Raw genomic sequence first — 13,039 nt, 5'->3', positions numbered from 1 at the left:
GCGATCGAAATCGGAAGTAGTATCTTCGATTTGTTGACGGATTTGCGCTACGCGGCTTTCGATAGCTGCCTTGTCGCCAGCACCTTCAACAACAGTTGTGTTTTCTTTGGTAACCACGATTTTGCCAGCGCGGCCCAGTTGCTCCAGCTTGGTGGATTTCAGATCCAGACCGAGCTCTTCTGTGATCACTTCGCCACCAGTCAAAGCAGCGATGTCTTGCAACATAGCTTTGCGGCGATCGCCGAAGCCAGGAGCTTTTACTGCTACAGCTGTGAAGGTACCACGCAGTTTGTTCACTACGAGAGTAGCCAGCGCTTCGCCTTCAACATCTTCAGCGATGATCAGGAGTGGTTTGCCGCTTTGTACTACTTGCTCCAGTACAGGCAGAACTTCCTGGATGTTGGAGATTTTTTTGTCAGTGATCAGGATGTAAGGGTTGTTCAGAACCGCTTCCATCTTGTCAGTGTCAGTGATCATGTAAGGGGAAGCGTAGCCGCGGTCAAATTGCATACCTTCTACTACTTCCAGTTCCGTTACGAAACCTTTGGATTCTTCAACGGTGATTACGCCGTCTTTACCCACTTTTTCCATAGCTTCAGCGATCAGGTTACCAACTTCTTGATCGTCAGCGGAAATCGCAGCTACTTGTGCGATAGAAGATTTGTTTTCAACTGGTTTCGCGATGGATTTGATTTCTTCCACAGCAGCGCGAACAGCTTTTTCCATACCGCGACGGATTACCATCGGGTTAGCGCCAGCTGTTACGTTTTTCAAACCTTCACGGATCATAGCTGCAGCCAGAACAGTTGCAGTGGTTGTACCGTCACCCGCGATGTCGTTTGTTTTGGTAGCAACTTCTTTAACCAGTTGCGCACCCATGTTTTCGTAAGCGTCTTCCAGCTCGATTTCTTTCGCGATGGTTACGCCGTCGTTTGTAATGAGTGGAGAACCGAATTTTTTCTCCAGAACCACGTTACGGCCTTTTGGACCGAGGGTTACTTTAACCGCATTTGCCAAAGTTTCCACACCGCGGAGCATGGAGCGGCGAGCGTCTTCAGAGAATTTGACTTGTTTTGCCATCTAATCTCTACCTCCTGATATGTGTTTTGTCGTTCGACTTCCTATGTCAAGAGCCTTAACCGATGATCGCGAGGATATCGGATTCGCGCAGCACGAGGTATTCTTTATTGTCTACCTTAACTTCAGTACCAGCGTATTTGGAGAAGATTACTTTATCGCCTTCTTTTACTTCCAGAGCGATGCGCTCGCCGTTGTCAGCAACACGGCCAGAACCAACTGCGATTACTCGGCCTTCTTGCGGTTTTTCCTTTGCAGAATCAGGCAAAACGATACCGCTTGCAGTCGTTTCGTCTTTGGAGATAGCTTCGATTACCACACGGTCACCCAATGGCTTAAGCACTAAAAACACCCTCCTCAAAAAATGTAGGTAAACAAAGTTTCTGTTGTTAGCACTCATAACAGTTGAGTGCTAACACCCAATTCCTATAATAATGAATCGCTATGTACTTTGCAAGTAGTTTCCCTCATTTTTTCCCAACCGCTCGTCTCGATTTGCCGTTCTTCTACTAGATGACTTTTTCTAGCAGACGGTTCTAGCAATCAGTCTGTCTCATATAAATCAAACATACGATCAGACAAGCCTGCCAAGGAGGGAAATGTTCCATGCAAAAATGGCTCTGGATCGGCTTGATTGCCCTCGGTGTGCTGGGGATCAGCCGTTTGTTCTCATCGGACACCACTTCCTTTATACGGGTAAATATCTACCCTGCCGACATCTACTGGGACGGACGCAAAATCGCCACAGGCAATGCGCAAGGGTATTATGTAGAGAGAGGCCAGGAGTTGCCCGCTTCCCTGGAATATCGCGGAACGCTTTACGTCCCTCTTTCCATGATCGGGCGGCATCTCAACAAACCTGTCGGCTGGGACGAATCCTCGCATTTTGCCTGGGTCGGTCAGCCTCCGACAGTCCCGACCGAGCTGTCGTCAGAGGTCAGCAGCTCCCCTGCTCCATCGTCTCCCAAAGCGGAGGACGCCATACCCGCTACCGCACCAGCTCAAAACGCTCCGGCAAAAACGGCCGATTCGGGAGATGCTTCAATGAAATCATCTGCTACGCTTTTTGGCATGACAATCGGCATGTCCTCCGATGAGGTCAAAAAGCTGTTGGGCGAACCGGCTCGCAAAGACCCGAGCAGTCTCGGCTATGAATGGTGGGTGTACAATCGCGATCCGGCCAAGTTCGTGCAGGTGGGCATCGCAAGCGGCAAAGTCGTCGATCTCTACTCTCTCGCCCCGGATGCAGCACTTGGCAACATCGGCGTGGGCAGCAGCCTGCAAGCATTGGAGCGCCAGTACCCTCTGCAAAATACAATCACCTTTTCCTATATGGGAGCGAACATCCAGATCACCAATCAAAAGCAGCAGCGCCCGCTCGTCATGAAAGACGGAGTCCCGCACATTTTTTATTTGGACAAGCAAAATGGCAACAAAGTGACCGGGTTGCGCATGATCGACACGCAAATGCTTTTGCGCGGCGGATTTTACGAGACGAAATGGTCCTACCAAGGGCAAGCGCCTGACTTCGATCCTCCAGTCCTGAATGTAGGCCAACGGGAACAAGTCAACCTCGCCAACGAGCGACAGACCATCGATCTCGTCAACGTCACCCGCTACCGCTACAAACTGCCTCCCCTGCAATGGAACGAGGAAGCCGCCCAGGTCGCCAGAGGGCACAGCCTTGATATGGAAACAAACGATTACTTCGACCACATCTCCCCGACGACCGGAAGCAGTCCTTTTGACCGTCTGAAGCAAGCGAATATCACCTACAGCATGGCGGGGGAAAATATTGCGGCAGGTTACCCCGACGCCATTGAAGCGCACGAAAGCTGGATGAACAGTCCCGGGCACAGGAAAAACATCCTGGAAAAGGACTTCACCCAGCTAGGTGTCGGGGTCATCACTGATTATTTCACCCAAGCGTTCCTTACTCCCAACAAGTGATCCTTCCTCAGCGCAATTGAACGTTCGCCCGCAACTGATCCACCGCGCCTGTAAACTCGACCACGACCGTCTCGTACTCTTTCGTGTGCAAAATCAGCCAGGGACGTCTTCCGCCTTTTTTGGGCATGATGACGAACATCTCGGCAATGTCGGTATCCAAACTAGCCGAGGCAAGCTTCAACCGCTTGGGAGGAGCCAACGGTATTTTCACAATCATCACATGGTCCAAAGACGGGTTCAGTTCCTGCACTCGCCCACTCACTGTCGCAAGCAGCTGCTCCGCTTCTTTTTGAAACACGTCTGAATTGGCAAACGTGGCGACAACCTGCTGCTTGTCGGAATCGAACAACTCTACCTGCTCTGCACCAACTGCGGAACCGGACGAAAAGAACAGAGTCAAACATAAAATCAGCCACATGGTTTGCAAGCACCTCCCTTATTAACTTTTCTAGTATCTCCCACCTGTTTGCAAAGTCATGCCAACCGCTTGGCAATAAAAAAAGACCCGCTGCTATCCATTCCATAGCACGGGTCTTCTTTCGTATAAGTTATCGTACCAGCTCGTCCGTTTCGTAGCTGCCGTATTCTTTTTCCCACTCGGCTTCTTCGCGCAGCTGCTTGCGGTACACGATGCGCGACAGCCAAATGCTCATCTCGTACAGCAGCAAAAGCGGAATCGTCACCATGATGTCGCTGACAATCTCAGGTGGCGTCAGCGTAATCCCGACTACAGCCAGTCCGAAATAGGCCAACCGTCTTACTTTTGCCAACCTCATCGGGTTGAGGATGCGCAGACGGGTGAGGAACATCACGATGATCGGCAGTTGGAACAAAATGCCGAACGGGATGACCATGTTGAACAGGAAGCCAAAATACTCGGCGATTCCGTAATTGGGGTCAGCCCCGATCGTCGCAGTCATGCCGGTCATGAACTGCATGATCATCGGAAATACGACGTAATAACCAAACAAAATGCCTACGATAAAAAGCAAACAGGCCGCCGGAATAAAGTAAAGCGAACCGCGTCGCTCACGTTCCTCCAAACCTGGCGAAACGAAGCGCCAAAGATGGAACAAGGCGACAGGCAGCGCCGCCACCGCACCAATCAAAAAGGCAAACTGCATGTACACGCGAAGAGCATCGGATGGATGCAGGGAAATAATCGGCACTCCATCGGCAATCGGCTCTTGCTTCAAGTATTCAATCAACGGACCGGCAAAGTAAAAACCGGCTATCAGCGCGACGACAAACACCGCCAGCACCCATATGATGCGCCTGCGCAACTCCGTCAGGTGTTCAACCACTGTCATTTCACGATCTCTCATGGCAACCACCTTACCTGATTATGCCTTCTGCTGCTCTTTCTCCATCTGAAGGCGTTCCAATTCCAGCTTTTCACGAATTTCCTTTTCCAAGCGCTCGCGCTCCAGACGTTCGCGAACTTCACGCTCGATTTTTTCACGATCAAAAGCGTCCTTCTCGGTCACGACTGCCGCTTTCGCCGGAGCTTCTTTGGCAGCCAGCTCCTTTTTCTTCGCTTCGTCGTCCTCATCGTCATCGCTAGTCAAACTGCGCGTAGCGTTTTTAAACTCTTTCAGCGTGTGTCCCACGGCGCGTCCAAGCTCCGGGAGTTTTTTCGGGCCGAACAGCACCAACGCCAACACGAGAATCAGAATCAATCCAGGAATCCCAATCGAACTCATTTTCTTCACTCCTTTTTCCTGTTATTTGCCAGTCTAACCAGCTAACACTTCCGTAAACCGCCATAACCGAGTCTCGTCATGTCAGAAGCAACAATTCGTTCTCCTGCAAGAATCCGCGGCAAAAACACATCAAATGAAGTGAACGGCTCATGCATCACAGCTCCAGGAAGGCCGAGAATTGGAACTTCCCCTTTATAGGCAACCATCAGCATGGAGCCAGGCAGCATCGGCGTTCCGTATCGAACCACTTCCGCTCCTACACCTGCGATCGCTCCCGGCGTCCTGTCATCCGGATCGACGGACATACCGCCCGTGACGAGCACCAGATCGACGCCTTCGTCGAGGAACGAGTGAATTTGCTGTTCAATCGCTTCCTTGTCGTCAGGAGCAAAACGTTGGTCCACAACAGTAGAGCCGAGCGCTTCCACTTTGTTCCGAATCACCGGGCCGAACTTGTCAGCAATTTTGCCGGAAAATACTTCCCCTCCGGTCGTAACGAGACCGACTCGCTTCTCCTCAAACGACTTCACCTGAATAATCGGGCCGTCAAACTGCTTGACCAACTGTTCCAGTTCAATGATGCGCGTCTCCTCGATGATCAGGGGAATAATTCTCGTGGCAGCCAAAGTATGCCCCGGATGCACGATTTGATCACCGTACATGGTGGAAAAGGCAATTCCCTCCAGCGTGTTCAAGGCATGCACCGCTTCTTCGTTGATCTTGGCAAGGCCAGTCCGCGATGCTTTCATCGATACTTTGCCCTCGTACGGAGGCGTCAGCGTCAAGCCTTGCCCGGATACGGCCTTGGCAATCCGAATGCCTGCCTCTTCTTCATGAATGAAGCCCTCAGGCATCTCCAGCACGTAAATGTGCTCCTTGCCGATGGACAAAAGCGGCTCAATATCCGCTTCGGTCACGACATGTCCTTTTTTAAACAGGCGGCCTTTAAACTCGCCAGGCAAAATTTGCGTCATGTCGTGCGGCAGCATCATGCCGATGGCTTCCCGCACTGGAACTTCCCGCATTTTCGGTTTTTCTACCAACCCAATCCTCCCCAATCTTCGTTGGCTTCCCCTGTTCCTTGCAAAATGTGCAAAGCGTCCGCGAGCATGTCGCCGATCGCATTAAAACAGATTTCGACCCCTTTAGGGTTTCCAGGGAGGTTAATGATGAGCGAGTTGCCGCGCGTACCCGCAACAGCGCGCGTCAGCATCGCACGGCGGGATTGCTGCAAGCCGGCACGGCGCATTTCTTCCGCCAGCCCCGGTACAGGCCGGTCGATGACCCATTCTGTCACTTCCGGCGTAACATCGCGCGGGCTGAGCCCTGTCCCGCCAGTGACGATCAGCAGGTCGCATTTTTCACGATCCACCAGCTCAATCATATGCTCCTGCAAGTCTTCCATATCATCAGTAACGGCACGGTAGACAGCAACATCTACGTCCAGCCAATCCCTTGTCAGATTGCGGATGATGGGAATCCGATCATCTGCCCGATCTCCTCTGGCAATCGAATCACTCGCCGAGATAACGCCTACCTTCCATTTACCCACAGTTCATTCCTCCGTTTTCTCATTCGTTCATATTGTACACTTTTTTGTCCATAGTGTAGAGAGAATAGCGCGAAAAAGGAAGCGCCTGACACAAAACCTTCACGATTGAAAATAGCCTTTTTCCGTTACAATCCCGTCAAGCCGGATGTCGTGAGGCTCCAGCGGGACATGCTCCACGACCTGCATGGAGAAGCCAACCCCTACTAAAAACGGCAGTCTGTCCAGTCCAGCCAAAAAGCGATCGTAAAACCCGCCGCCGTAGCCCATTCTGCCGCCATGCCTGTCAAAAGCGACACCTGGCACAACTACGGCCTCCAACAGTGACACATCCGCTTCCTCTGCCTTTTCCGGGTCCGGCTCCATAATTCCGTACACGCCCTGCTTCAACATGTGTTCTCCGGTAAATCGGTAAGGGATTAATCGGCGCTGCTCGATCAAAGCAAGCGGCAGCCAAACTTCCTGGCCTCTGTTCATCGCTTCCCGAATGAAAGGCAAGATGTCTACTTCGTCGCCAAACGGATGAAAGGCAAAAATCGCCCTGGCACTGGCAATCCGCTCATTCTCCAGAAGGTGACGGCATATGTGCGCAGAATACTGCTCTCGCTCACTTGCCGGAAGCGCTTTTCGCCTCTCCAAAATATGGCTTCGCAGCTGCTTTTTATTCGTTTTTTGGTCCATGGCGGCTTGTCCCCTCTCCTTTCGCACAAGGACCGCGTCCTGAAGGCTTGTCCCGTGCGCTCTCTCTAGGCTACACTTGCATTACTATATAAAGAGGTGAATCAGATGATTTTGCTACAGGCTGAACATATAGAAAAAACGTATGGCATCGAAACCATTCTACAGGACATCTCTCTGCAAATACAAACAGGAGAACGGGTCGGACTGGTCGGCGTAAACGGCGCGGGCAAATCTACCCTGATGAAAATACTTGCGGGCGAGTTGAGCTATGACAGCGGGCTGGTTCGCATCCCGAAAGACGTAACGGTCGGTTACCTGGCCCAAAATGGCGGCCTCGAATCGGAACGATGTATTTGGGATGAGCTGCTGAGCGTGTTCGACCACTTGCGGGCGGAGGAAAAAGAATTGCGCGAGCTGGAAGCCAAAATGGGCGACCCGGCCGTGCTGGCAGATGAAAAACGATACCAGCAAATTTTGGAGAACTACTCGCTGCGCTCGGAAGCTTTCAAGGAAAAAGGCGGTTACAGCTACGAAGGGGCCATTCGCGGCGTCCTGCACGGCTTGCGCTTCGCGGACATGGACTACCAGACTCCGATCAAGACATTGAGCGGCGGGCAGAAAACGCGGCTGGCGCTTGCCAAGCTGCTGCTGCAATCTCCGACGATTTTGCTATTGGACGAGCCGACCAACTACCTCGATATCGAGACGCTCACCTGGCTGGAAACGTATTTGCAAAACTATCAGGGAGCGATCCTGGTCGTATCCCATGACCGCTACTTCCTCGACAAGCTGGTGACTGTCGTCTACGAAATCGAACGGACTCGCGCTACGCGCTATGTCGGCAACTACAGCCGCTTCCTCGATGAAAAGGCTGCCCGGCTGGAGCAGGATTTGAAGCGGTTCGAGAAGCAGCAGGAGGAAATCGCCAAGCTGGAAGATTTCATCGCCCGCAACATCGCTCGCGCCACGACAACCAAACGGGCGCAGAGCAGACGCAAAACATTGGAGAAAATGGACCGTCTGGACAAGCCAATCATGAACAACAAGTCGGTGAATTTTTCCTTTGAAGTAGCCAAAATGAGCGGAACCATCGTCATGAAAGCGAGCAACCTGTCTGTCGGCTACCCGGATGCCGTTCTCTCCCGCGGCTTGACTTTTGAAATCGAGCGCGAGGAACGCGTCGCACTGGTCGGGCCAAACGGGATCGGCAAATCTACTTTGCTGAAAACGATTGTCGGACAGTTGCAAGCTCTTGCCGGAGACGTACACTTCGGAAGCAACGTCACAATCGGCTACTACGACCAGGAACACCGCAACCTGAACGAGCGCAACACTGTGCTGGGGGAAATCTGGGACGAGTATCCGAACATGCTGGAAAAAGACGTGCGGACGCTGCTCGGCAATTTCTTGTTCAGCGGCGACGATGTCCAAAAGAAAATCAGCGATCTGTCAGGCGGCGAGCGCGCGCGTGTCTCCCTGGCCAAACTGATGCTGAAGCAAGCCAACTTCCTCATTTTCGACGAGCCGACGAACCATCTGGACATTTTCAGCAAAGAAGTGCTGGAAAACGCGCTCTACGACTATCCGGGCACTATTTTGTTCGTCTCCCATGACCGCTACTTCCTGAACAAAATCGCCAGCCGCGTGCTGGAGCTGACAGGCAATGGCGTGACAAGCTATCTGGGCAACTACGACTACTACGTGGAAAAGAAGCAGGAACTGGAGGAGCTGGCCGCCGAGCAAGCCGCGCAGCCAGCGAAAAAGCAGGGAACGACTACAGCCGCCCAGGCGGAAAAATCGTCCTACGAGCTGGACAAAGAAGCAAAACGGCGCGAGCGCCAGCGCCAGCGCCGTCTGGAAGAGATTGAGGCAACGATCCAAAAGCGGGAAGCCGATATCGTCAAGTGGGAGGAAGAACTGTGCCTCCCGGAAATCTACAGCGATCATATGCAGGCCAAAGAGCGCAACGATCTGATCCAGGCCGCCAAACAGGAGCTGGAGCAGCTGTATGATGAGTGGAGCTCGCTGTCCGAGGAATAAGCGAGGCAAACGCTCCGTCTACGTGGAGCAGCGCTTTTGCTCAGGCTCCTCCAAAGCCGCGTAAAGCGCTGGAACGATCAGAAACGAAATGCAGGTCGCAGCCGTCACGATCCCGGAGTCGTTCAGCGCAAGACCTGCGAGCGATCCGGCGATGACTCCGGCGAAGCCTTTTACCAAATAAGGCGTGTCTTGCGCCAGATGCCGGAGAAAGCGGTCATTTTTCAAAGAGAGCACGCCCAGTGCAATGAGCGAGACGGCGAAGACTTTGCTCCAGATCGAGACGCGAATCAGCCGCACGTTCATCGCCAGCTTTCGCTCAATCATCTGTCCGACCTCGCCCCATTCACCTGCGAGTATTTGCTGCGAGACTCTCCCTACATGGGTGAGCGGCTGGTCGGACAACAGACTCGTCGCCATCAACCCGATTACCCCGAGAACGAGGCCGCCTGTTAACAGCAGGAGGCCTTTTTTTCCGATTCGCAGGTCATGCAGCCGGGCAAACGCGACAAAAAGCCCGATCAAGCCTGCCAGAAAGCCGCCCGCATCTGTCCCCAGGTTCGGCGCGACCATGTAGTAGAGCACAACCGCACAGACGAGCAAGGAACCGCCGGGCAGTGCCAAGCCAGCCACAGGGAGCACTCTCGTCCGCTCCCGATACAGCTGGTACAAGGAAGCGACAAGCATGACCGTTCCTCCGATGATCACTCCCTCGTATTCATTGCCCAATCCGTAAAACCGCGCCCCGATCACCGGATCATAGCCGAGAAAAGACTGCCGCATCAACGTTGCTCCCGTCCACCCGTCGAGACATACAACTGCCACCGTGACCGCACTGACACCCAGCGTTATTTTTGCGAGCGATTGATTCTCCTGCCAAAAGGCAATCGCCAGAGCAGCCATGATCAATACTCCCAGTATCAGCGAGCCGTGCACCTTCCAATCCAGCGCCGCTTCCAGCAAAAGCAACGCAGGGAACCAGAGCAACGCCAGAAGCGCCAGGCGAACTCCTCTGCGCACGCGCGACAGCCCCACTCCTTCTCTTATTCTCCCCCACATCCACAGCAGCGCTGCGCAGCCTACCGTCACAATTTGCAGCATCACGTAAGTGTACAGGACAGACGGCCTTGTCGCGTACGTATGATGAATCTGTTCCACTTGGCTGAGCAGTTGCGACAGGTCGCCTTCTGTCCGGTAAATGGAATGACCCGTCAACCCTTTAGGGACAGGCACGTCCAGCCAGGTCAGCACTGTCGGCAACACATCCAGCCCGCTCACGAGACCGTTCTGGCGCGTCGTTGCAGAAGTCAGCAGCCCGGAAGACTGATCCGACCACAGCAAAAGCGGCGAGAGCAGCGCCTTGTCTTTTGCCGCCACGGAATTGACGGCGGGCGATACCAGCATGATCATCTGGTTAGCTCTGCGCTCGGCAAGCAACTGGTCGAGAAACTGCGCCAAATCGTTCTGGACGCGCTGATATTGTCTCGCAAACTGCCCCGGCTCCATGTCCGGCCCCAGCTGATACAGGCGGGACAAATCAGAAAGCTGTACCGCAATCAACCCGGATGAACGGTCTGCGCGAATCCAATCGAGCAAGTAGGCCGTATTCGTTTTCACTCCGTACGGGTATCCTCTGACAGACAGCGAGTTTGCTTCCGATACGTCTCCGGCAGGAACTCTCCCTTCCTGATCCATGGCGAACAGCACAGCCTGCCTTTGCCTGGTTTCCTCAAAGTCTCCATTGCCGTAGGAGGCGATCCGAATCTTGTGTGCTGCCAGTGTCGTGCCCAACAGTCCAAGGCGGGAAGTATACGGCTTGTCGCGGTTGTCCTCATGCAGACGGAATATACCGGGAAAAAGGATCGCTGAGCGCGCCAAGTCGTGCGCCCGATAGCCTCCCAACTCCTGCATCCGCTCGCCTGCCGTCTCGCGCGGCGAAAAAATTTCCGCAGAGTGATAGGCTGTGCCGCTTCGCTCTGTGTACAGAGCCTGTCCTCCGCTCCCCATCAGCAAGTAGCCATTCGCAGCCGTTCGCGGCCCTGGCGTGCGCAAAGAAAGAGCTGCTGCCCCCGCTTGGCTGATCCACTTATCCACAAGCGGCAAGCTTTTGAGCTTTTCCAGATCGGCAAAAGACATCCCTTCCACAAACAACAGGATGACTTGCGGTTTTTCTTGAACTGCCAGCGTTTTTCCGGGATTTGTATGCGCAAACAATATCAGGATGAGCAAAAAGAGCAGCACGATTTTGGACTTCATCGGGTTCCTCCTGTTGATAACCGGAAATTTTTATCCACATATTCCACAAAATAATCCACAGGCTATACGTGAATTTCCCGGTCATTTTCTCGTGTTATCACCAGTATTCACAGGGGGCTGTGAGAACAACCCGGAAAGTTATCCTGAACTTGTGGATAATGTCGAAAAAGCTCGATTTCTGGGAGTACGAGGGACGAAAAAAGCCCATTCCCGGGAATGGACTTTTCGTTTTAAATCGTTTACTGTTCGTTTTCATTCAGCGACAAACCAGGGACGCCGTTCAGATCGAGAGCGGCAAACTGCCCTTTTTCATACTTGATATAGCCTGCTGCCGCGATCATGGCAGCGTTGTCCGTGCAAAGCGAGAGAGGCGGGATGACAAGCGGGATTCCCTCAGACTCGCAACGTGCCTGCAAACGTTCCCGCAGGCCGCGGTTCGCAGCTACGCCGCCTGCCAAAAGCACTTGCTTCGCCTGGCAAGCGCGGACGGCGCGAATCGTTTTTTCCACCAGCACTTCGGTCACCGAGTCCTGGAAGCTCGCGGCCAAATTCGCGGGTTCAATCGTCTCTCCCCGTTGCGCTGCGTTGTGCAACGTGTTGAGCACGGCTGATTTCAGACCGCTAAAGCTGAAATCGTAGGAGTCCGGTTCCAGCCAGGAACGCGGCAACGGGACGTTCGGTTCCCCTTCATGCGCGAGTCGGTCAATGTGCGGTCCACCCGGATACGGCATGTTCAGCGCCCGCGCTACCTTGTCATACGCCTCTCCGGCAGCGTCGTCTCGCGTCTCGCCCAAAATTTCAAACTGTCCGTGCCCCTTCATCCAGACAAGCTCCGTATGACCGCCGGAAACAACGAGAGCGATCAACGGAAAGTCCATCTCCTCGACAAGCCGGTTGGCGTAAATATGTCCTGCGATATGATGGACACCGATAAGCGGGATTCCCCTTGCCAGCGAAATGGCTTTTGCCGCCGCTACCCCGACCAGCAGGGCGCCTACAAGACCGGGTCCATACGTTACCGCAATGGCGGAAATGTCCTCCAGCTTCTTGTCTGCCTCAGCCAAAGCTTGCTCAATGGTCAGCGTAATGTTCTCCACATGTCTGCGGGATGCGACCTCCGGCACCACGCCACCAAAGCGTTTGTGAATGTCTGCTTGTGAAGCGATGACATTGGACAGCACCTCGCGGCCATCGCGCACGACAGATGCCGATGTCTCGTCGCAGCTAGTCTCGATTCCTAAAATATACACGGGCGCGCCAGACTTTTTATGCGCCTCATATGCTTCTCGTACGCGCATCTCGTAGCGCGATGTAGTCGTCTTGTTCATTACAAAGTCACCCACATAATGATTGCGTCCTCATTGTTATCTGAATAGTATCTTTTGCGCACGCCATGCTCGCGAAAACCGAGCTTGGTGTACATGTTCCGCGCCACAAGGTTGGATGGACGGACTTCCAGCGTCATGCTTTTCGCGCCAAACATCCTCGCGACTCCCATCATTTTGATCATGAGACCCAGCCCGATTTTTTTCCCGCGGAACAATGGATGGACGGCCACATTGGTAATATGGGCCTCGTCGAGCACGATCCACATGCCGCAGTAAGCGACGATCCGGTTCTGGTGGACAACGACGACATAACGGGCGTTCGGGTTCTTCGTCAGCTCATTGACGAATGCGTCGTGCGGCCAAGGAGTGGAAAACGACAGTCGCTCCAATTCAGCCACAGCCCCGACATCCTGCATCGTCATGAAACGATATTCCAAATCGATTGGTTGGCTCATCCT

At 53.5% G+C, this 13,039-nt stretch carries 13 protein-coding genes (1 of these 13 only partly in view); 2 read left to right on the top strand and 11 right to left on the bottom strand.

Annotation, left to right across the window (positions count from 1 at the left end; all coding sequences use genetic code 11):
• On the bottom strand, positions 1-1,080 hold the 5' portion of the coding sequence (gene groL, locus NST23_RS02985; protein ID WP_063229481.1) for a chaperonin GroEL. Its footprint begins 552 nt before the window's first position; only the first 1,080 of its 1,632 coding nucleotides appear in the window; the start codon lies at positions 1,078-1,080; its stop codon lies beyond the left edge, outside the window.
• A gap of 55 nt (positions 1,081-1,135) precedes the next feature.
• On the bottom strand, positions 1,136-1,420 hold the full coding sequence (gene groES, locus NST23_RS02980) for a co-chaperone GroES (RefSeq protein WP_007721023.1): 285 nt from the start codon (positions 1,418-1,420) through the stop codon (positions 1,136-1,138).
• A gap of 263 nt (positions 1,421-1,683) precedes the next feature.
• Here groES and NST23_RS02975 point away from each other — a divergent pair, with 263 nt between their 5' ends.
• Positions 1,684-3,027, top strand: a complete 1,344-nt coding sequence (locus NST23_RS02975; RefSeq protein ID WP_173598111.1) for a CAP domain-containing protein — start codon at positions 1,684-1,686, stop codon at positions 3,025-3,027.
• Between the two features lie 7 nt (positions 3,028-3,034).
• On the opposite strand, the gene NST23_RS02970 is transcribed toward NST23_RS02975, so the two are convergent.
• The 6 genes from NST23_RS02970 to NST23_RS02945 all read right to left on the bottom strand — a co-directional run bounded on the left by NST23_RS02970 (position 3,035) and on the right by NST23_RS02945 (position 6,960).
• Positions 3,035-3,445, bottom strand: a complete 411-nt coding sequence (locus NST23_RS02970) for a hypothetical protein (protein WP_122966558.1) — start codon at positions 3,443-3,445, stop codon at positions 3,035-3,037.
• A gap of 130 nt (positions 3,446-3,575) precedes the next feature.
• On the bottom strand, positions 3,576-4,352 hold the full coding sequence (gene tatC / locus NST23_RS02965) for a twin-arginine translocase subunit TatC (RefSeq protein WP_122966559.1): 777 nt from the start codon (positions 4,350-4,352) through the stop codon (positions 3,576-3,578).
• An 18-nt stretch (positions 4,353-4,370) separates the two neighbouring features.
• Complete coding sequence (gene tatA, locus NST23_RS02960) at positions 4,371-4,730, bottom strand: twin-arginine translocase TatA/TatE family subunit (RefSeq protein WP_063229477.1); 360 nt, start codon at positions 4,728-4,730, stop codon at positions 4,371-4,373.
• A 41-nt stretch (positions 4,731-4,771) separates the two neighbouring features.
• Positions 4,772-5,773, bottom strand: coding sequence for a molybdopterin-binding protein (locus NST23_RS02955; protein ID WP_173599855.1), 1,002 nt, complete (start codon positions 5,771-5,773; stop codon positions 4,772-4,774).
• Positions 5,767-6,282 carry a MogA/MoaB family molybdenum cofactor biosynthesis protein gene (locus tag NST23_RS02950; RefSeq protein ID WP_122966561.1) on the bottom strand — a complete coding sequence of 172 codons (516 nt, stop codon included), beginning with the start codon at positions 6,280-6,282 and terminating at the stop codon, positions 5,767-5,769. Before NST23_RS02950 ends, NST23_RS02955 begins: the two co-directional genes overlap by 7 nt.
• Before the next feature lie 99 nt (positions 6,283-6,381).
• A complete protein-coding gene (locus tag NST23_RS02945; protein ID WP_173599856.1) occupies positions 6,382-6,960 on the bottom strand; it encodes a 5-formyltetrahydrofolate cyclo-ligase in 579 nt (192 codons plus the stop codon).
• 105 nt (positions 6,961-7,065) lie between these two features.
• Between NST23_RS02945 and NST23_RS02940 the strand changes: the two genes are divergently transcribed.
• Positions 7,066-9,000, top strand: a complete 1,935-nt coding sequence (locus tag NST23_RS02940) for an ABC-F family ATP-binding cassette domain-containing protein (RefSeq protein ID WP_122966563.1) — start codon at positions 7,066-7,068, stop codon at positions 8,998-9,000.
• A gap of 18 nt (positions 9,001-9,018) precedes the next feature.
• Here the strand turns inward: NST23_RS02940 and NST23_RS02935 are convergent, their stop codons facing one another.
• The 3 genes from NST23_RS02935 to rimI all read right to left on the bottom strand — a co-directional run bounded on the left by NST23_RS02935 (position 9,019) and on the right by rimI (position 13,036).
• Positions 9,019-11,253 (bottom strand): hypothetical protein, encoded by a 2,235-nt coding sequence (locus NST23_RS02935; protein ID WP_173599857.1) that lies wholly within the window; start codon positions 11,251-11,253, stop codon positions 9,019-9,021.
• A gap of 239 nt (positions 11,254-11,492) precedes the next feature.
• Positions 11,493-12,581 (bottom strand): tRNA (adenosine(37)-N6)-threonylcarbamoyltransferase complex transferase subunit TsaD, encoded by a 1,089-nt coding sequence (gene tsaD, locus NST23_RS02930; protein ID WP_122966565.1) that lies wholly within the window; start codon positions 12,579-12,581, stop codon positions 11,493-11,495.
• Positions 12,581-13,036, bottom strand: coding sequence for a ribosomal protein S18-alanine N-acetyltransferase (gene rimI, locus NST23_RS02925; RefSeq protein ID WP_122966566.1), 456 nt, complete (start codon positions 13,034-13,036; stop codon positions 12,581-12,583). Before rimI ends, tsaD begins: the two co-directional genes overlap by 1 nt.
• Between the last annotated feature and the right edge of the window lie 3 nt (positions 13,037-13,039).

Origin of the sequence: Brevibacillus sp. FSL K6-0770 (genome assembly GCF_038000275.1) — a bacterium.
GTDB lineage: Bacteria > Bacillota > Bacilli > Brevibacillales > Brevibacillaceae > Brevibacillus > Brevibacillus parabrevis.
The sequence above is the reverse complement of the archived record's forward strand: the minus strand, read 5'-3'. Positions and strand labels throughout refer to the sequence as shown.